We start from the raw sequence: 19,918 nt of genomic DNA on the forward strand, positions 1-19,918 counted from the left end.
CAGGCGTTGGTCCGGGTCGCACACCGCCACCGCCCAAGGATGCCAGCATGCCCTTACCCGTTTCCACCTACCGCTTGCAGTTTCGCGGCGGCATGGACTTCGACCGCGCCATCGGGCTGGTGCCCTATCTCAAACGCCTCGGTGTCTCGCATCTTTACACCTCGCCACTTTTCGCGGCGACCAAGGGATCGACCCATGGTTATGATGTCACCGATGCCAATCTCATCGATCCGGTGCTGGGTGGACGGGAGGGGCTCGAGCGGCTGGTCGCTGCTCTGAAAGCCGCAGGCCTTGGACTGATCCTCGACATCGTGCCGAACCACATGGCTGCGAGCCTGGAAAATCCGTGGTGGCGAAGCGTGATCGAATGGGGCGAGGAAAGCCGCTACAGCCACTATTTCGACATCGACTGGAGCCAGGCGCTGACGCTGCCCTTTCTTGGCAAACCCTTCGATCAGGCCGTGGCAGACGGCGAAATCTCGATTGCCTTCGACCCCGCGCACGGGGCGCTGGCACTTGCTTATTTCGAAAGCCTCTATCCGCTCAACCCTGCCAGCTATTCCGAGGTGTTGAAGGGTTTGCAGAGCCCGATCGCTGCGAGACTTTCCGAAGCCGTGGAACGTTCAGATGCCGCCGATGAGGCAAGCTTCCATGAGGCCGTGCGCAAGCTGTGCCGCGAAGCGGATTGGGAGGGGCTGATCGAGGAGTTGAACAGCCTGTCTGGACGAACGCAACTGCTGAGTTCGCTGCACGAGCGGCAGACGTGGCGGCTCATGTCCTGGGCCGAGGCTGCCGAAGGCCTCAGCTATCGCCGCTTCTTCGAGATCGCCGGCCTTGTCGGGCTGCGTGTCGAAGCTGAGGATGTTTTTGAAGCATCCCACCGGACGGTGCTGGAGCTTGTGCAGACCGGGCAAGTCGACGGCTTGCGTATCGACCATGTCGATGGCCTCGCCGACCCCGCAGGTTATCTCCGTCAGCTGCGCGATGCTGTTGGCCCCGATATCTCCATCCATGTCGAGAAGATCCTGGCGCCGGGGGAGCATCTGCCGAAGGATTGGCCGGTGGAAGGCACAACAGGTTATGAGTTCATCGCGGCAAAGGTGCCGGTTCTGCTCGACCAGGCCGGGTTTCTTGCCATGCGCCAGGCTTATCATGATGTGGCCGGACCACAGGCGACTATTCCGGACAAGATGCGCGAGGCAAAGCTGCGGATGATCCGGGTCAATTTTGCCGGTGAGGTGAAGGCGCTGACAAGCCTCGGTGCGGAACTGCTCGCGCTCGAGCAGGACACGATGACGAGGGCGCTGGAAGAGCTTCTTCTCGCCTTCCCACGTTATCGGACCTACGGCGCGCAGGGAAAAATGAGTGTCGAGGATCGGCAGCTCCTTGATGAAGTGCTCGAAAACGCCAAGTCCCGATTGGACGAAACGGCCGCCGATGCCGCCTGGTCCATCACGGATCTCTTAAAAGGTGACGGGCGGCTTTGGGGCGATGGTGCGGTTGCTGATATCTTCCGCCGCCGCTTCCAGCAGTTGACCGGGCCGTTGATGGCCAAATCGCTGGAGGATACACTGTTCTTCCGCCATACCGAGTTTCTGGCCATGAACGAGGTCGGGGGGGAGTTGGAGCCTGAGGCGGGCGGCCTCGATCGATTCCATGCCGAAATGCAAACGCGTGCCCAGATCCAGCCATCCGGGCTATCCGCCTCGTCCACCCATGACACCAAACGGGGGGAGGATGCGCGGGCCCGTCTCTTTGCCCTGGCCGAGGATGCGCCGCGTTTCGCAAGGCTCATCGAGGGCTGGCGTCAGGCGCATGCGGGTGCTGTCGTCGAAATCGAAGGCCGGTTTGCGCCCGAACCGGAGGTCGAATGGATGATCTTTCAGGCGCTGATCGGCCATTGGCCTGTCGATCTTGCGGCTGATGACCGGGAGGGCATCGCCGATTTCGCCGAGCGTGTCTGCGCCTTCGTGGAAAAGTCCCTGCGCGAGGCCAAGCTCCGCACGGACTGGAATGACGTCAACGCTGCCTATGAAACGGCCGCCACGGATTATGTCCGCAAGCTTCTGCTCGACGACCACGATTTCGTCGCTGAATTCGTTCAGGAGATCCAACCCTTGATCTGGGCAGGGTTGATCAATGGCTTGACCCAGAGCGTCATCAAAATTTCCGCTCCCGGCGTTCCCGATGTCTACCAGGGAAGTGAGGCTATCGATCTCAGCTTCGTCGATCCAGACAACCGACGTTCGCCGCCGTTCGAAGCCCTTTCCGCCTTTGACCCACATGCACCGCTCTCATTTGCCGACGAGCGTGCTCTGGCGGAGGGCTGGCTGAAACAGGCGGTGATCGCCCGCGGGCTTGCGCTGCGCCAGCGTCATCCAGATCTTTTCCTTCACGGAGATTACACGCCGTTGACGATCAGCGGACCCCGGCAGCCACAGGCGGTGGCGTTTGCGCGGGAGAAAGACGGTGCTGCTGCCATCACCATTGCCTGCCGCCTGCCGACCGCCATGATGCGGGCAGGCGAAGGGCTGACATCCGCGCAATTCTGGGGGAATACCGCAGTCGATCTGCCTCCGGCGCTTTCGTCTCAGCGCTGGACCGATGCCCTGAGCGGGCAGCGGTTCGCGAACGGTGACCGGCTTCTGTTGCGCAATCTTCTGGATGGGCAGACCGTGGCCTTGCTCGTTTCAGACGCGCCCTGAGGGAGCGCCTGCGACGAAAGCGCCTGAAATGGCACCGAACCAGCCCAAGGTTTCGGCCTTGTCCCATCCTCAACTCATTGTGGAAGTGCTGCCGCGATCAGCGCTTGGACCCCGTTTGTCCGCGTTCCTGCCGGTAGCACTAGGGATGCCGGTTCAGGCGAGAGAGCCAGCATTCGGCTGGGCCACGTGGCCCGTCGTCATCTACTGCCGGCGGTGACGATCACGTCAGGTACCGCTGGCGCGATCCGATTTGGACGGTGGAATGAGGTGGATTGTGAGCCTCGGTTCCATGCCTGCGTCAACTATCACGAGAGATTGAGGCAGGGCTTACCGATCCCGAGGCGCGCTCCGTGCGACAACCTCACAAACAGGCGCCGCGCCTCGACATGGGCTTCATGCAACAGTTCAGGTACCAGGCGCGGCTTTCCGGGCCTCTCTCAAGCCGCTGCGTTCTTGGTTCGCGGCAGAAAGCTCACGAGGCCGTGCGGATCCAGGCATTGTGCCATGCCCGCCTCGTCAGCTGCTGCAATGAATGCGGTCCGGGCCAGTTCTGCGGCGCGCGAGCCGCGCAGGGCGTTGCGGCAGAGACGCAGGGCGCGTTCATAGGCGGGGCCACGCCGGGTCGGCCATTCCGCATCGAGGAAATCGAGTGCATCATAGGCGTTCAGAAAACGCCGTGTAAGCCCACAGGGTAGCTCCAGCTCGACCGGAACGGTCCAGGTGAAATCAGCTTCAGTCATGCCTTCCTCCGTTTGGCCCGACCAACTCGGAGGAGGGGCGACGGGTTCCAGTCCGCCGATCAAATAAAACTGTTATGATGTTGATTTTTCTGTTGCAGAATGGGATTGCGCCTCGCGACGCTCAAGCCAGGCCGTGGTTTCGTCGCCGGCAAGCCGGCTTGCTTCCACCACGTCGTTTCCACCCAGCAGGGCGTGCAGCAGACTGCCGCTGAAGGTGTCGCCCGCTCCGATCGTGTCGCGCAGCGAAACCGTTCGCGTCAGGGAAACCGTCGTCTCCTCGCGGCCATCATAGACCGAGATGGCGCCCGGACCGTCCGTCATCACCAGATGGGTCAGGCGGTCTGTCGCCAGTCTCCGGGCCATGGTCCAGATATCGGCAATCGGACGGCCGGCCAGATCGGCCTTCGAACCGACCATAATGTCGGCGGGGCGCATTTCCCCCTCCCGCAGCGGAAGCTGCGAGACGACAAGGGGCGCTTGCCTCAGGGAGGCCAGTATCGTGGGTGGCAGCTTTGGTGCATTCACGTAGAAGGCCTCTGCCTCAATCGCGCGATCAAGCAGGAAGGTTCGGGAGAGGCGCCGTTCGCTGGACAAAATGGTTCGCTCACCGGTCGGGTCGAGCAGAATGTCGGCGAAATCCGTTTCGCCCTCGCGCAGCGTGATGAGTGTTGTATCGAAGCCCGCATCCTGAAGTTCGGCGAGCGCGCTCTGGCCGTGGGTGTCGCGCATCAGATTCGAGAGGAGTGCCACACCGTGCCCGAGATCGAGTAGGCGTCGTGCGGTGAAATAGCCGCCGCCGCCGAGACGGGTTTCCCGCGAGGACCACGCGATTCTGCCACCGGCGCGCAACGGCTCGGTCAGACGCCAGATCCGGTCATGGTTAATATGACCGATCACAACCACCCGTTTGCGGTGAGCGCCGGTCAAGCAGGTGCATCCTTCGGCGCAGGCCGGCTTGTTTCGCGCAGGATCAGCTCGACCGGCCAGAGTTCCTGGACATCTGCTGCCTCACGCCCACCCAGCATCTGGAGCAGAAGGTCTGCGATGCGGGTGCCCGCCGCGCGGATCGATGAACGGGTGGTCGACAGGGATGGGGCCATGTTTTCGGCGGTCAGATAGGGGAAGACGTCGTCATGGGCGATGACCGAAATGTCCTGGCCGATCACGAGGTTTCGCGAACGTGCGGCGCGATAGACGCCAAGTGCGGTCATCATCGAGCCGGCGACAAAAGCCGTCGGACGAGGACGCTGTTCGAGCGCCGATCTTGCAAAGCGAAAGCCGATCTCGTCGGTGAAATTGCCATGGGTCACCAGTTTCGGGTCGAATTCCACGCCGCGCTCATCGAGGGCCGCCTTGTAGCCGGCCAGGCGGTGCAGCGTGAAGGTGAGGCCCTCGCGGCCATTGAGCAAAGCGATGCGCCGGTGGCCGAGATCCAGCAGATGTTCCGTGCTGCGGCGGACAGCTCCCTCATTGTCGATATCGAGCCAGGCATGCGGCACGTCTGTCGCTGATCGGCCATGCACGATGAAGGGCAGCTTCAACTGGTGGAGAAGGGCGATCCGGGCATCCTTCGGACGCGGCGAATGGATGACGACCGCGTCCACCCGGCGGCTCTCTGCCAGGCGCCGGTAGAGTTGCAGCTCGTCTCCAGTGTCGTGCTCTGCCATCGGCGTGATGAGAATGTCGATATCCTCGCCGCTCAGCCGGTCGGCCATGCCGCTCATGAATTCGGAAAACTGGTAGTCACCGGCCTTGGTCATGACGACGCCGATCGCACCGGCACGTCCTGTTGCCAGACGCACGGCATTGATGTTGGGCCGGTAGCCGAGGCGGGTCGCTTCCTCCATCACCCGGGCGCGGGTCGCCTCGTTGACCTCGGGGTAGCCGCTCAAGGCACGGCTCACCGTTGTCGGCGACAATCCGATCTCTCTGGCAAATTCCTTGAGCTTCATTTCGAGTGCGCCATCCCCCGCCGGCCGCACGGGTCTCTGTGGCCCGTGTCTACCCGCATGCGCTTATCCCATGGCCGAACCGGATCTGGCAAGATTCGTTCTCAAAGCTCCAAAGCGATTACAAAATTCGCGTATGCCGATGAGATGATACGCGCCCTGCTTTTGGCATGGTTGCTCATTGTCCACATGAAGCAACCGAAGGTAATCTAAATATTTCAATAGGATGATTGCATATTTCTGCTTTTGGCAGAATCTGGTTTGACACCTCCGGATTTCTTTGCCAGCTTTCCTGAACCAAACCGTTTTCAAATTTGTTGGGAGAGCGAACGGATTGGCTGTTTATCGGGAGGAGATATCCATGAAGACTTTTTTGACTGCCGCGCTCATTGCTGCCACCGCACTGTGCGGAACGGCTCAAGCCGCGGAGATTGCCGTTGCCGCCAATTCGACCGGCAAGAACCTCGATTTCCTGCGCAAGATGTTCTCTGAATTCGAGGAGAAGACAGGCCACAAGGTGTCGCTTGTCACCATGCCGCCGTCGAGCTCCGAGCAGTTCGCGCAGTACCGCCTTTGGCTTGCAGCCGGAAACACCGATGTCGACGTCTACCAGACCGACGTCATCTGGGCGCCGCAGTTGGCGGATCAGTTCGTCGATCTGAAGGAGGCAGCAAGCGACGTCGTCGACCAGTTCTTCCCCTCCATCATCGAATCCCAGACCGTCGATGGTCGCCTGGTGGCTATGCCGATGTTCACCGATGCGCCGGCACTCTTCTATCGCAAGGACCTGCTCGAGAAGCACGGCAAGGAAGTGCCGAAGACTTGGGCCGACATGGCGGCAGTTGCCAAGGAAATTCAGGACAAGGAGCGCGAGGGCGGCCAGAAGGACCTGTGGGGCTTTGTCTTCCAGGCCAATGCCTATGAAGGCCTCACCTGCAATGCGCTCGAATGGATCAAGTCTTCCGGCGGCGGTCAGATTGTTGAGCCTGACGGTACGATCTCGGTCAACAACGAAAAGGCGGCGGCAGCGCTCGAACAAGCGAAGTCCTGGATCGGCACCATCTCGCCTCCCGGCGTGCTTGCCTATCAGGAAGAGGAGGCCCGCGGAGTCTGGCAGACCGGCAATTCCGTCTTCATGCGCAACTGGCCTTACGCCTATGCGCTGGGGAATGGCGAGGACAGTGCCGTCAAGGGCAAGTTCGAGGTGACGACGCTGCCGGTTGCAGCCGCAGGCGACAAGCCGTCCTCGACACTCGGCGGCTGGAACCTGGCCGTCTCCAAGTATTCCGACGAGCAGGAAGCAGCGATCGAACTCGTCAAGTTCCTGACCTCGCCGGAATCCCAGAAGCGTCGCGCGATCGAGCAATCGCAGTTGCCGACCTTGCAGGCGCTTTATGACGATCCGGAGATCGCTGAGGCGCATCCCTTCATGCCGCAGTGGAAGCCGATCTTCCAGGATGCGGTGCCGCGTCCGTCGGCCACCACGAAGGTGAAGTACAACGAGGTCTCCTCGCGCTTCTGGGGGGCTGTGCACAACACGCTTTCGGGCTCCGGTACGGCGGCCGAAAACCTCGAACTGCTCGAGATCGAGCTGAACGAAGTTATGGGCAACGGCTGGTGACCGCGCTGCCGGGCGGACATTCAGCCGCCCGGCTTCCCGCCACCTGATGGAGGACAGCCCATGACCGAACTCAGCCTGCAAGGCGCCGTCCGGCAACCGCCGCCTAAGGCCGTGCCCGGCTCCGACCTTAGCGCCCAGCGCACCCGCTCTGCCTGGATCTTTCTCGCCCCCACGCTTCTTGTTCTTGCGATGGTCGCCGGTTGGCCACTCATCCGGACAATCTATTTCAGCTTCACCAACGCCACCCTCAACAATCTCGAAGATGCCGAATTCATCGGCTTTTCGAACTACCTGACCTGGATCACGCTGCAGAGCGGCCGCACCGTCTGGCGCGGACTGCTCGTCGATCCGGCCTGGTGGGGCGCGGTGTGGAATACGCTGCGCTTCACCCTGATCTCGGTTTCGATCGAAACGGTGCTCGGTCTCGTGGTTGCGCTGGTGCTGAACGCCAATTTTCGCGGGCGGGGCATCGTGCGGGCAGCGATCCTGATCCCCTGGGCGATCCCGACGATCGTCTCGGCCAAGATGTGGGCCTGGATGCTGAACGACCAGTTCGGCATTCTCAACGACATCTTCCTTAATCTTGGTCTGATCAGCCAGAAGATCGCCTGGACGGCCAATCCCGATACGGCAATGGTCGCCGTTCTGATCGTCGATGTCTGGAAGACGACGCCTTTCATGGCGCTTCTCATTCTCGCCGGCCTGCAGATGGTGCCGCAGGATATCTACGAGGCGGCGAAGATCGACGGCGTCCATCCGGTCAAGGTGTTCTGGCGGATCACGCTGCCGCTCATTCGTCCGGCACTGATGGTTGCGGTGATCTTCCGCATGCTCGACGCGCTGCGCATCTTCGACCTCATCTACGTGCTGACGCCGAACAACTCCCAGACCAAGACCATGTCGGTCATGGCGCGCGAGAACCTGTTCGAGTTCGACAAGTTCGCCTATGGGGCAGCGGCCTCGACAATGCTGTTCCTGATCATCGCCTCGATCACGGTTCTCTACATCGTCTTCGGGCGGGTCAACCTTTCGGGAGGGGATCGCTGATGCCAACTGTCCTGAAACAGGGTCTGTTCTACCTGCTCGTCACCGTCATCGTCGTGATTGCAGTTTTCCCCTTCTACTATGCCATCATCACAAGTCTGAAGCCGGGCAGTTCGCTGTTCGATGTCAGCTACTGGCCGAAGGTGGTCACCTTCTCGAACTATGAGAGCGTGCTGTCGCGCGGCAGCTTCCTGCGCAATCTCGGCAATTCGGTCATGATCGCCAGCATCGTGGTGGCCATCTCTCTGCTGCTGGCGGTCACCGCGTCCTATGCGCTGGCACGCGTGCGGTTTCGGGGCAGGGGGCTTTTGCTACTCACCATCCTCAGTGTCTCGATGTTTCCGCAGATTGCGGTCCTCGCCGGCCTGTTCGAGCTCATCCGCTTCGTCGGTATCTTCAACACGCCGTTTGCGCTGATCTTCTCCTACATGATCTTTACGCTGCCGTTCACCGTCTGGGTGCTGACGACTTTCATGCGCGACCTGCCGATCGAGATCGAGGAGGCGGCGATCGTCGATGGCGCCTCATCCTTCGTCATCGTCACCCAGGTATTCATGCCGTTGATGTGGCCGGCCTTGGTCACGACGGGGCTGCTCGCCTTCATCGCTGCGTGGAACGAGTTCCTGTTTGCACTCACCTTCACCTCGTCGAACAGCCAGCGGACGGTGCCGGTCGCCATCGCGCTGCTTTCCGGCGACAGTCAGTTTGAAATCCCCTGGGGCAGCATCATGGCGGCCTCGGTCATCGTCACAGTTCCGCTGGTCGTGCTCGTCTTGATCTTCCAGCGGCGGATCATCTCCGGCCTCACTGCCGGCGGCGTCAAGGGATAGGAGGAAAACCCATGGCCCATATCCAGCTCACCGATATCCGCAAGTCCTTTGGTGCCCTCGAGGTCATCAAGGGTGTCGACATGGAAATCCGCTCCGGCGAGTTCATGGTCTTTGTCGGTCCCTCCGGATGCGGCAAGTCCACGCTCTTAAGGCTCATCGCAGGGCTTGAAGACATCAGCTATGGCACGCTCGCTTTCGACGGCCAGGTCATGAACCAGCTGGCGCCGGCCAAGCGGGGCATCGCCATGGTCTTTCAGTCCTATGCGCTCTATCCGCACATGACCGTCTTCGACAACATGGCCTTCGGCATGAAACTCGCCGGCCAGGACAAGGCCGAGCGCGATCGACGGGTGCGCGAGGCAGCCGACATGCTGCAGCTTACCCCCTATCTCGAACGGCTGCCGCGTCAGCTTTCCGGCGGTCAGCGCCAGCGTGTGGCGATCGGTCGCGCCATCGTTCGAGATCCTCGCGTGTTTCTCTTTGATGAACCGCTTTCCAACCTCGATGCGGCGCTTCGCGTCGCCACCCGTCTCGAAATCGCCAAGCTTCACCGTAGCATGCACAACACCACGATGATCTATGTGACTCACGACCAGGTGGAGGCCATGACGCTTGCGGACCGGATCTGCGTGCTGCGCGACGGCGTTGTCGAGCAGATCGGAACGCCACTCGAACTCTACGAAAGCCCGAACTCTCTCTTCGTTGCAGGGTTCATAGGCTCGCCGAAGATGAATTTTCTCGATGGCCGCTTTTCCGAGCCGCACGGTGCCCATACGATCGGCATTCGCGCGGAGCATCTGGCCATTGGGGCGGACGGACGCTGGCAGGGTTCCGTCGTGCATTCCGAGATGCTGGGCTCGGATAGTTATGTCTATGTCGATATCGGCAGCGCCGAGCCGCTTGTCGTCCGGCAGGAGGGGACGGCAACCCTTCGCCCGGGCGAAACAGTTGGCGTGTCACCGCTCGACCATGAACTACACCGTTTCGACCGCGATGGCCGCGCCATCGGCCGCGGCCTGATGAAGGGCGCTGCCTGAGCGCCACCAACGAGATGCGGCTCCCCATGGCGGGGCGCCGAAACCAAGGAGAATGCACGTGACGATCAGAACGGTTGTCTGGGGTGAAAACATTCATGAGCGCGAAAACGCCATCGTCCGCGGGATCTATCCCGATGGCATGCATGCGACGATTGCTGCTGCGCTCAACAAGGATTCCGAGATCGAGGCGACGACCGCGACGCTACAGGAGCCGGAACATGGCCTGCCCATGGACCGCCTGGCCGAGACGGACGTGCTCGTCTGGTGGGGCCACAAGGCGCATGGCGAGGTGTCAGACGAGATCGTCGAGCGGGTCGCCAGACGCGTCTGGGAAGGCATGGGCCTTCTCGTCCTGCATTCCGGACATTTCGCCAAGCCCTTCAAGCGGCTGATGGGTACGCCCTGCGCACTGAAATGGCGTGAGGCGGGCGAGCGCGAGCGGATCTGGACGGTCAATCCGGGCCATCCGATCGCGGCTGGCATCCCGGAGAATTTCGTGCTTGAAAACGAAGAAATGTACGGCGAGTTCTTCTCCGTTCCGGAGCCGCTGGAGACGGTCTTCATCTCCTGGTTTGCCGGTGGCGAGATCTTCCGCTCGGGTCTCACCTGGCGTCGTGGTGCTGGCAACATCTTCTATTTCCGTCCCGGCCACGAGACCTATCCGACCTACCACGATGCGAATGTCCAGCAGGTCATCCGCAACGGCGTGAAGTGGGCCTACAATCCGATGCCGCGCTATTCGGCCGTGCATGATGCGCCGAATGTCCCGGTCGAGAATGCGCTGGAGCCGATCACCGAGCGCGGACCACGTCTGCACCAGGCCGGCGAGGAAGGCTACAAATGAGTGCGTCTCCCATTCGTCTCCTGATCCTCGGGACCGGCGGCATGGCCAATACCCATGCCATGAATTTTTCGACGATTACCGACGTGCAGCTTGTCGCGGCGGTGGATCTCGACATGGCGACGGTGCGCGCCTTTGCGGCTCGGCACAACATTCCCAACACATTCACTTCGCTCGACGAGGCAATCGCCTGGGGTGAGTTCGACGCCGTCACCAACGTCACGCCCGATCGCGTGCACCATCCGACAACGCTCAAGCTGCTTGCAGCGGGCAAGCATGTGATGTGCGAGAAGCCGCTGGCCGAGAACTATGCCAAGGCCGACGAAATGGCGACTGCGGCGGAAAGCTCCGGCCTCGTCAACATGGTCAACCTGACCTATCGCAATGTGGCGCAGGTGCAAAAGGCCCGGCAGATGGTGCTGGCCGGCGAGATCGGCAAGGTCCGCCATATCGAGGCCTCCTATCTGCAGAGCTGGCTCGTTTCCAAAGCCTGGGGGGACTGGGCAACCGAAAGCCAGTGGCTATGGCGCCTGTCGACAAAGCACGGATCGAACGGCGTGCTTGGCGATGTCGGCATCCATATCCTCGACTTCGTCGGCTATGGCGCGGTGACCGAGATCGACCATGTCTTCGCCCGGATGAAGGCCTTCGAGAAGGCGCCGGGCAACAAGATCGGCGAATATGATCTCGACGCCAATGACAGCTTCACCATGACCGCCGAATTCACCAACGGGGCCATGGGTGTCATTCATGCAAGCCGCTGGGCGACGGGCCACCTCAACGAGCTCAGGCTTCGTGTGCATGGCGACAAGGGCGCGCTTGAGGTTATCCACCGCCTCGACGGTTCAAGCCTTCGGGCCTGCCTGCAGGAAGATGTCGAAAAGGCCGTCTGGCGCGAGATCGAGGTCGATCCGGTCGAGACGAACTACCAGAAGTTCATCACTGCGATCCGCTCCGGCTACATGCAGGAGCCGAGCTTCCGGCATGCCGCCAACCTGCAGAAAATCCTCGATCTTGCCATGCTGACCGAGGTCGAGCGGCGCGAACTCGTCGTCTGATATCGGATTCCGAAACGGAAAACGCCGCCCGAGGAGGTTCGGGCGGCGTTTCCATTCTGCGCCGGTCTCATCGACCAGCGCGGGAGCTTGTCGTCATCAGTACGTGACGGTGACGGCAGACTTGTCCTTGGCCGACTTGACCGCGGCTTCTGCAAGCGCCAACGCGATCAGGCCGTCTTCGGCGGACGGCGCCATCGGCGTGCCGTTGTCGAGCGCGTCGATGAAGGCGGAGATTTCAGCGGCATAGGCTGCCGTGTAGCGGGTCATGAAGAAGTCGTGCAGCGGCGGGCGGGTATAGCCGTCCTTGTTGGCGACCTCGATCGAGACCGGGCGCTGGTTTTCGGCCGATACCGAGCCGAGTGAGCCATGCACTTCGATGCGCTGGTCGTAGCCATAGGAGGCACGGCGGGAGTTGGAGATGATCGCCTGGCGGCCGCTCTTCGTCGTCAAAATCAGCGAGGCGCTGTCGTAATCGCCGAGTTCGCCGATCTTCGGATCGACGAGAACGGAGGCTGAGGCCTGGACCGTCTCGATTTCTTCGCCGAGCAGGAAGCGGGCCATGTCGAAGTCATGGATGGTCATGTCGCGGAAGATGCCGCCGGAGACCTTGATGTATTCGGCAGGCGGTGCGCCCGGGTCGCGGCTGGTGATGGTCACCATCTCGACCTTGCCGATCGAGCCCTTGTCGATCTCCTTGCGCACGGCCTGGAAATGCGGGTCGAAGCGGCGGTTGAAGCCGAGCATGACCTTGCCGCCGACAGCGCGGACGGTCTCGAGGCAGGCCTTGGCCCTCGCAACATCCAGATCGATCGGCTTTTCGCAGAAGATCGCCTTGCCAGCCTTGGCGAAGCGTTCGATCAGGTCTGCATGGGTGTTGGTCGGCGTGCAGATGATGACGGCGTCGATGTCCTTGTCGGCCTCGATCTCCTCGATCGTCTTTACCGCGCAGCCGGTCTGTGCCGCGATGGCATTTGCAGCCTCGGCAAAGGCATCGGCAACCGCGACGAGTTTCGCGCGCTTGTCCTCGGCAATGGCTTTCGCGTGGACCTTGCCGATGCGGCCGGCGCCCAAGAGTGCCAGTCTCGTGACCATGTTCATTTCCTCCCTATGCGCCGTGGTCCCTCGTTGAAGGGTGGCGATTGTGATGTGCTTGGTGCCCCCTGGGGATCCACCCTGACCGGGGTTCCATTTACTACTGGCAAATGCCGTGTTTTGGAATATATGTTCTATTTTGCTAGATAATGACAGGGTTCATGTCAAGCGCGACGGTGCGCTTGATGATGGAGGGGAGACGGCATGAGCGAGAGCGGCGGACCGCAGACGGTCAAGGCCTTCGAAGATCGTCTGTTGGAGGTTTCCGGAAGCCTGCCGAAGCGGTTGAAGCAATGCGCCGATTATGTCGCGGCCAACAAGGACCGCATCGCCGTTTCCACGGTTGCCGAGATGGCGGAGGGTGCGGGCGTTCAGCCCTCTGCCTTCATGCGCTTCTGCCAAATCATGGGGTTCTCGGGTTTTTCCGAGATGCAGAAGCTGTTTCGCGAAAGTTTCGTCGGCGGTTGGCCTGACTACACCACGCGTCTTCAGCATTTGCGAGAAAAGGCGGAGGGCTCGCCGTCGGCGCTTCTCGCCGAATTCGTCGAGGCAGGGCGGCTTTCACTCGAGAATCTGGTGAAAACCGTAGACCCCCAAGCCATGGAAGCAGCGGTCAGACAGCTATCCGCCGCGCGCATGATCCATATCATCGGCCTTCGCAGATCTTTCCCGGTCGCGAGCTACATGGCCTATGCCTTCGAGAAGATGGGCGTTCCTGCCATGCTGCATAGCGTCGTCGGTCGGCTCGACAACCATCATGCCATCCGTGAGGGTGACGCGCTGCTTGCCGTAACATTCTCACCCTATTCCGACGAAACGCTGGAGCTGGTCGAGCGGGTCCGGGCCCGCGGTGTTCCGGTCGTTGCGGTCACCGATACGGTCGTCAGCCCGCTCAGGCGGATGGGGGCCACGTTGCTTTCCGTTTCCGAAGTCGATTTCGGTGCTTTCCGCTCCCTCTCGGCCACGCTCTGTCTGGCAATCACGCTTGCTGTCGCCGTGGGCACGGCACGGCAAGACGACTGAATGTCCGTATTGAAATTCTAAAAAATAGAATTTATAGTCCATTTCATGAATGGCTGTTCCAATGCAGGGGGCGGTCGCGAGGCGGGGCGTCAGATCCCGCATCACAGGGAGGACACTGCTTGGCTTCGCTCGATCTGATCACGATCGGTCGCTCATCCGTGGATCTTTACGGGGTCCAGGTTGGCGGTCGGCTGGAGGACATGGCCTCCTTCAACAAGTATATCGGGGGATCACCGACCAATATCGCGGCCGGCACTGCGCGGCTCGGCTTGAAGTCGGCGCTGATTACCCGCGTCGGCGATGAGCATATGGGGCGCTTCATCCGCGAGCAACTGGTGCGCGAGGGTGTGGATGTGCGCGGCGTCAAGACGGACAAGGAGCGGCTGACCGCGCTCGTGCTGCTCGGCATCCGGGACGAACACCAGTTTCCGCTGATCTTCTACCGCGAGAACTGCGCCGACATGGCGCTGTCGGAAGAGGATATCGATCCGGACTTCGTTGCCGAGGCGCGATGTGTCTGCGCGACCGGCACGCATCTGTCGCATCCGCGCACGGAGGCTGCGGTTCTCAAGGCGCTGAAAATTGCTCGCGAAAAGGGCGGCCTGACGGCGCTCGATATCGACTACCGCCCGAACCTCTGGGGGCTGGCCGGGCACGGCGACGGCGAAAGCCGCTTCATCGAATCCGCTCAGGTGACGGCGAAGCTGCAGTCGACGCTGCATCTCTTCAACCTGATCGTCGGCACGGAAGAGGAATTCCACATCGCTGGCGGCTCGACCGACACGATCGAGGCGCTGAAGGCGGTTCGCAAGGTCTCCTCGGCGACGCTGGTGTGCAAGCGCGGCCCGATGGGTGCCGTGGTCTTCGACGGTGCGATCCCCGAAAGTCTCGACGCCGGCCAGACTGGCCAGGGTTTCCCGATCGAGGTATTCAACGTGCTGGGCGCCGGCGACGGCTTCATGTCGGGATTGCTCAAGGGCTGGCTCACTGGCCAGGATTGGCCCACCAGCCTGAAGTTCGCCAATGCCTGCGGCGCCTTTGCCGTCTCCCGCCATGGCTGCACGCCGGCCTATCCGAGCTGGGAAGAACTGCAGTATTTCTTCAGAACGGGCATCAGGAACAAGGCGCTGCGCAAGGACGAGGCCCTGGAGCAGGTCCACTGGTCGACCAACCGCAAGAATGACTGGTCGACGATGCGGGTCTTTGCCTTCGATCATCGCATGCAGCTCGAAGCCATGGCCAAGGATGCCGGCGTTGCCGACGAGAAGATCGGCGCCTTCAAGAACCTCTGCCTCGATGCGGCGCTGAAGGTCTCCGGCGGCAATGCCGGTTACGGCCTGCTCTGTGACAGCCGTCTCGGCCGCGAGGCGCTCTATCGCGCGGCTGGCACGGGTCTGTGGATCGGTCGTCCGGTCGAATGGCCGGGCTCGCGTCCGCTGACGCTGGAGCCGGAAATCGGCCCCGATTTTGGCGGCTTGGTCGAATGGCCGCTCGAACATGTGGTCAAGGTTCTCTGCTTCTATCACCCCGATGATAGCGCGGAGATGAAGGCCGAGCAGGAAAAGACCGTGCAGCGGCTCTTCCATGCGGCCCGCCGCAATCGGCTGGAATTCCTGCTGGAGGTCATCCCCTCCAAGGTCGGCGCCTGCGACGACGAGACGGTGGCCAAGATCATTGAGCGTTTCTATGAAATCGGCGTCTATCCCGACTGGTGGAAGCTGGAGCCGATGAAGACCACGGCGTCCTGGGCGAATGCCTGCAACGCCATCGAACGCAACGACCCGAACACGCGCGGCATCGTGGTGCTCGGTCTCGATGCGCCACAGGCGGAGCTTGAGGAGAGCTTCCAGCTTGCTGCGGGCTTCGATCTGGTCAAAGGTTTCGCCGTCGGTCGCACTATCTTCGGGGACGCCGCCCGCAAGTGGCTCGCCGGCAGCATCAATGACGCCCGGGCCGTGGAGGACATGGCGGCCCGTTACCAGAGCCTCTGTGCGATCTGGGATGAGGCACGGGAGAAGGCGGTTTCCGCCAAGGGAGGAAAAGCATGAAGACGATCCGGCTGACCGCCGCCCAGGCGAAGGTGCGCTACCTCGCCAACCAGCTGAACGAAGACGGCGTTCCCTATATCGCCGGCATGTGGGCGATCTTCGGTCATGGCAATGTCGCCGGTCTCGGCGAAGCGCTTTACGGCATCCGCGACGAGCTGCCGACCTATCGCGGCCAGAACGAGCAGTCGATGGCGCATGCGGCGATTGCGTATGCCAAGCAGCTCGGCCGTCGCCGCGCGATGGCCGTGACCTCGTCCATCGGCCCCGGCGCGCTGAACATGGTGACGGCGGCGGCCCTCGCGCATGTCAACCGCCTGCCGGTGCTCTTCATTCCCGGCGATGTCTTTGCCAATCGCGGCCCCGATCCGGTTCTGCAGCAGATCGAGGACTTCGGCGACGGCACGATGTCGGCGAATGATTGCTTCCGTCCCGTCAGTCGCTATTTCGACCGCATCATGCGGCCGGAACAACTCCTGACCGCTCTGCCGCGCGCCATGCGTACGCTGACCGATCCCGCCGATTGCGGCCCGGTGACGCTTGCCTTCTGCCAGGACGTGCAGGCCGAGGCTTATGACTATCCGGAGAGCTTCTTTGCCAAAAAGACATGGCGCTTCCGCCGTCCGGAGCCTGATGTCGTCGAGTTCGAAGCGGCTGTTGCGGCGCTCAAGGCGGCGAAGAACCCTGTGATCGTCGCCGGTGGCGGCGTGCATTTTGCAGGCGCCACCGACACGCTGAAGGCCTTTGTCGAGAAGCACCAGATCCCCGTCGTCGAGACGCAGGCCGGCAAGTCGGCACTGGCTTGGGACCATGGTCTGAACTTCGGCCCTGTCGGCGTGACCGGTGCCGAAAGCGCCAATGTGGTTTCGGAAAAGGCCGATCTCGTCATCGGCGTCGGCACGCGTTTTCAGGATTTCACCACCGGCTCCTGGGCGCTGTTCAAGAACCCGAACCGGAAAATCCTGGCGCTGAACGTCCAGCCTTACGACAGTGCCAAGCATGATGCGATCCCGCTCGTCGCTGACGCCAAGATTGGCCTCGAAAAGCTCTCGGTCGCGCTCGGCGACCATAAGTTTGCCGCACCCGATGCCGGTCTCAAGGCCTCCTGGTTTGCCAAGGCGGATGCGGTGACTGCTGCGCCCAAGGACAGCAATGCGCTGCCGACCGACATGCAGGTGATCGGTGCCGTGCAGCGCGCCTCGCGAGACAACACGGTCGTGATGTGCGCCGCAGGCACCATGCCGGGGGAATTGCATCAGCTGTGGAAGTCGAAGCTGCCGCTCTCCTATCACATGGAATACGGCTTCTCCTGCATGGGCTACGAGATCGCCGGCGGTCTCGGCATCAAGATGGCTGAACCAGAGCGCGACGTCATCGTCATGGTCGGCGACGGCTCCTACATGATGATGAATTCGGAACTGGCAACCGCTGTTGGCATGGGCGTGAAGATCACCGTGGTGATCACCGATAACCGGGGTTATGGCTGCATCAACCGGCTGCAGATGGGCACCGGCGGCGCGCAGTTCAACAACCTCTACGCCCATTCGAATGTCAGCCCGATCGCCATCGATTTTGCCGCTCATGCGGCATCGATGGGGGCGCGATCCCACAAGGTGTCGTCGATCTCTGAGCTGGAAACGGCGCTTGATGCCGCCCGCGCGGCGACCGAGACGACGGTCATCGTCATCGATACCGATCCTTATCCGACCACCGGTGCCGGCGGCTACTGGTGGGATGTCGCGGTGCCGGAAGTCTCCGCCCGCGCCGAAGTTAATCAAGCCCGCGCAGCCTATGAAGCGGCTCTGAAGGAAAGAACCTGATCATGATCCTTTTCGGAACCAACCCGATCGCCTGGTCGAACGATGACGACCGCCGTCTCGGTGCCCATATCAGCCTCGAACAGTGCCTGGACGAAACCGCCAAGATCGGTTTCGACGGTATCGAGAAGGGCCACAAGCTGCCGACCGATCCAGCCGGATTGAAGTCGGTGCTTGAGCCGCGCGGCCTGAAATTCGTGTCCGGCTGGCATTCGCTGAACCTGCTCACCAATACGATCGAGGAAGAAAAGGAGGCCATGCAGCCCTTCCTCGATGTGGTCAAGGCCATGGGCTGCAAGGTCATCATCGTCTGCGAAACCTCAAACGCCATCCATGGCGCCGATGATGTGGCGCTGGCCGACCGTCCGGTTCTGTCCGATGCCGAATGGGCAAAATTCGGTGCCGGCGTCGAGGCACTGGCCGAATTCTCCGCTTCGCAGGGCATCTCGCTGGTCTATCACCACCACATGGGCACGGTTGTCGAGACCGAGGCCGAGATCGACAAACTGATGGAGCACACCGGTCCGCATGCCAAGCTGCTGCTCGACACCGGCCATTGTTATTTCGGTGGCGGCAATCCGGAAGCGGTTGCGAAGAAATACATGCACCGCGTCGGCCATATCCACGCGAAAAACGTGCGTCCCGTGATCGCTGATCAGGTGCGGAGCGAGAAGCTCTCCTTCCTCGAAGGTGTTCGCCGTGGCGTGTTCACCGTTCCCGGTGATGTCGAAGGCGGCGTGAACTTCCCGCCGGTGCTGAAGATCGCGGCGGAGCATGGTTATGAAGGCTGGATCGTCATCGAGGCCGAGCAGGACCCGGATGTGCGCAATCCCTTCGAGTATCAGAGCCTCGGTCTGAAATCGCTCAAGGGCTTTGCCAAGGATGCCGGCCTCATCTGAATTGAAAACGGGGTGGGGATATAATCTTCGCCCCGTGTTTTGACAGCAGGCGGATTTGGGCTCTATTGCAGGCGACCCATTCACAAGACTGCCGGGAGCAAAGCCTTGAAGTTCCAGATCCTCGATCCGACCCATCCCTTCTTCAAGCCGCTCTGGCGCCGCATTCTCTGCGTCGTGCTGCCGCTGGCCTGGGCGGGGGTGGAGTATTCGAACGGTGCGACCGGCTGGGCGATGATCTTCGTCGTGGCCGGGCTCTATGCGGGCTATGAGCTGCTGTTCATGTACGACCACACGATGAAAAAGGCCGAAGCCAAGGCGGAGGCCGAAAGGGCGCGGATCGCGGCAGAGGCCGAACGCTCCGACGCCGACTGAGCAAAAAAACACGGGAGACGAGGAATGGCCGATCTGTTGCGCAAGCCTACGGGTCAATCGGGCAAGGTGCATGACATCACGCCGGCCAGTGCGGGCTGGGGTTATGTCGGCTTTGGCCTCTATCGCCTGCAGGCAGGCGAGAGCGCCGCAGAGCCGACCGGCGAAACGGAGGTCATTCTCGTTCTCGTGGAAGGCAAAGCCACGATCTCCGGTGGCGGCAAGGACTTCGGCGAACTTGGCGACCGCATGTCGGTCTTCGAGAAGACACCGCCGCATTGCGTTTATGTGCCGGCTGGCAGCGACTGGTCTGCCGTGGCAACGACCGACTGTGTGCTTGCGGTCTGCACGGCTCCCGCCATGCCCGGCCGCGAGGCGCAGCAGATCGGGCCTGAGGGCATCTCCTTCGTCGAGCGCGGCAAGGGTGCCAATACAAGGCATATCTATCCGATCGCCATGGAAGACCGGGATATTGCCGATATCCTCTTGGTGACGGAAGTCTTCACGCCCTCAGGCAACTGGTCGTCCTATCCGCCGCATCGGCATGACGAGGACAATTATCCCGAGATGACCTATCTCGAGGAAACCTATTACCACCGCCTCAATCCGGCCCAGGGCTTCGGCTTCCAGCGTGTCTTCACCGAAGACGGCTCGCTCGACGAGACCATGGCGGTGTCCGACGGGGATGTTGTGCTGGTGCCGAAGGGACATCATCCCTGCGGCGTGCCGCATGGCTACGAGATGTATTATCTCAACGTCATGGCTGGCCCCTTGCGCAAGTGGCGCTTCCAGAACCATCCGGATCACGACTGGATCTACCAGCGCGACAGCAAGTAAGCTTCGGTGAA

General features: G+C 61.6%; 17 protein-coding genes. 13 read left to right on the forward strand and 4 right to left on the reverse strand.

Translation table 11 applies throughout. The features are described 5' to 3' along the window. Nucleotides 1–47 precede the first annotated feature (47 nt). The gene (gene treY / locus H6M51_RS04195) at nt 48–2,705 is read left to right on the forward strand and encodes a malto-oligosyltrehalose synthase (protein ID WP_185808636.1); all 2,658 of its coding nucleotides are present in this window, start codon (nt 48–50) and stop codon (nt 2,703–2,705) included. A gap of 437 nt (nt 2,706–3,142) precedes the next feature. Here the strand turns inward: treY and H6M51_RS04200 are convergent, their stop codons facing one another. The 3 genes from H6M51_RS04200 to H6M51_RS04210 all read right to left on the reverse strand — a co-directional run bounded on the left by H6M51_RS04200 (nt 3,143) and on the right by H6M51_RS04210 (nt 5,397). Beyond that, nucleotides 3,143–3,445 (reverse strand): DUF982 domain-containing protein, encoded by a 303-nt coding sequence (locus H6M51_RS04200; RefSeq protein ID WP_185808637.1) that lies wholly within the window; start codon nt 3,443–3,445, stop codon nt 3,143–3,145. A gap of 72 nt (nt 3,446–3,517) precedes the next feature. After that, the gene (locus H6M51_RS04205) at nt 3,518–4,372 is read right to left on the reverse strand and encodes a PfkB family carbohydrate kinase (protein ID WP_185808638.1); all 855 of its coding nucleotides are present in this window, start codon (nt 4,370–4,372) and stop codon (nt 3,518–3,520) included. Continuing rightward, a complete protein-coding gene (locus H6M51_RS04210) occupies nt 4,369–5,397 on the reverse strand; it encodes a substrate-binding domain-containing protein (RefSeq protein WP_185808639.1) in 1,029 nt (342 codons plus the stop codon). Before H6M51_RS04210 ends, H6M51_RS04205 begins: the two co-directional genes overlap by 4 nt. Nucleotides 5,398–5,755: 358 nt before the next feature. Between H6M51_RS04210 and H6M51_RS04215 the strand changes: the two genes are divergently transcribed. The 6 genes from H6M51_RS04215 to H6M51_RS04240 are packed head-to-tail and all read left to right on the forward strand — an operon-like array spanning nt 5,756 to nt 11,825. Then, complete coding sequence (locus tag H6M51_RS04215; RefSeq protein WP_185808640.1) at nt 5,756–7,015, forward strand: ABC transporter substrate-binding protein; 1,260 nt, start codon at nt 5,756–5,758, stop codon at nt 7,013–7,015. A 60-nt stretch (nt 7,016–7,075) separates the two neighbouring features. Continuing rightward, nucleotides 7,076–8,062, forward strand: coding sequence for a carbohydrate ABC transporter permease (locus H6M51_RS04220; RefSeq protein ID WP_185808641.1), 987 nt, complete (start codon nt 7,076–7,078; stop codon nt 8,060–8,062). Beyond that, nucleotides 8,062–8,889, forward strand: coding sequence for a carbohydrate ABC transporter permease (locus tag H6M51_RS04225; protein ID WP_185808642.1), 828 nt, complete (start codon nt 8,062–8,064; stop codon nt 8,887–8,889). The genes H6M51_RS04220 and H6M51_RS04225 overlap by 1 nt, the downstream gene beginning before the upstream one ends. Nucleotides 8,890–8,900: 11 nt before the next feature. Then, nucleotides 8,901–9,926, forward strand: coding sequence for an ABC transporter ATP-binding protein (locus tag H6M51_RS04230; protein WP_185808643.1), 1,026 nt, complete (start codon nt 8,901–8,903; stop codon nt 9,924–9,926). Between the two features lie 58 nt (nt 9,927–9,984). Continuing rightward, the gene (locus tag H6M51_RS04235; RefSeq protein ID WP_185808644.1) at nt 9,985–10,770 is read left to right on the forward strand and encodes a ThuA domain-containing protein; all 786 of its coding nucleotides are present in this window, start codon (nt 9,985–9,987) and stop codon (nt 10,768–10,770) included. Further along, nucleotides 10,767–11,825: a Gfo/Idh/MocA family protein gene (locus H6M51_RS04240; protein WP_185808645.1), complete on the forward strand. Its 1,059-nt coding sequence runs from the start codon at nt 10,767–10,769 to the stop codon at nt 11,823–11,825. Before H6M51_RS04235 ends, H6M51_RS04240 begins: the two co-directional genes overlap by 4 nt. Nucleotides 11,826–11,921: 96 nt before the next feature. On the opposite strand, the gene iolG is transcribed toward H6M51_RS04240, so the two are convergent. Beyond that, nucleotides 11,922–12,917 (reverse strand): inositol 2-dehydrogenase, encoded by a 996-nt coding sequence (gene iolG, locus H6M51_RS04245; protein WP_185808646.1) that lies wholly within the window; start codon nt 12,915–12,917, stop codon nt 11,922–11,924. Between the two features lie 204 nt (nt 12,918–13,121). On the opposite strand from iolG, the gene H6M51_RS04250 reads away from it, so the two are divergent. The 6 genes from H6M51_RS04250 to iolB all read left to right on the forward strand — a co-directional run bounded on the left by H6M51_RS04250 (nt 13,122) and on the right by iolB (nt 19,907). Further along, nucleotides 13,122–13,940 carry a MurR/RpiR family transcriptional regulator gene (locus H6M51_RS04250; protein WP_185808647.1) on the forward strand — a complete coding sequence of 273 codons (819 nt, stop codon included), beginning with the start codon at nt 13,122–13,124 and terminating at the stop codon, nt 13,938–13,940. 119 nt (nt 13,941–14,059) lie between these two features. Continuing rightward, entirely contained in the window at nt 14,060–15,988 is a 1,929-nt protein-coding gene (gene iolC, locus H6M51_RS04255) for a 5-dehydro-2-deoxygluconokinase (protein WP_185808648.1), read from the forward strand. Continuing rightward, nucleotides 15,985–17,805: a 3D-(3,5/4)-trihydroxycyclohexane-1,2-dione acylhydrolase (decyclizing) gene (gene iolD / locus H6M51_RS04260; RefSeq protein WP_185808649.1), complete on the forward strand. Its 1,821-nt coding sequence runs from the start codon at nt 15,985–15,987 to the stop codon at nt 17,803–17,805. The genes iolC and iolD overlap by 4 nt, the downstream gene beginning before the upstream one ends. Nucleotides 17,806–17,807: 2 nt before the next feature. Continuing rightward, nucleotides 17,808–18,701: a myo-inosose-2 dehydratase gene (gene iolE, locus H6M51_RS04265; protein WP_185808650.1), complete on the forward strand. Its 894-nt coding sequence runs from the start codon at nt 17,808–17,810 to the stop codon at nt 18,699–18,701. A 105-nt stretch (nt 18,702–18,806) separates the two neighbouring features. Next, nucleotides 18,807–19,073, forward strand: a complete 267-nt coding sequence (locus tag H6M51_RS04270; RefSeq protein WP_185808651.1) for a hypothetical protein — start codon at nt 18,807–18,809, stop codon at nt 19,071–19,073. A 24-nt stretch (nt 19,074–19,097) separates the two neighbouring features. Then, nucleotides 19,098–19,907 carry a 5-deoxy-glucuronate isomerase gene (iolB, locus tag H6M51_RS04275; RefSeq protein ID WP_185808652.1) on the forward strand — a complete coding sequence of 270 codons (810 nt, stop codon included), beginning with the start codon at nt 19,098–19,100 and terminating at the stop codon, nt 19,905–19,907. Nucleotides 19,908–19,918 lie beyond the last annotated feature (11 nt).

Origin of the sequence: Rhizobium sp. AQ_MP (genome assembly GCF_014237835.1) — a bacterium.
Taxonomy (GTDB): domain Bacteria; phylum Pseudomonadota; class Alphaproteobacteria; order Rhizobiales; family Rhizobiaceae; genus Allorhizobium.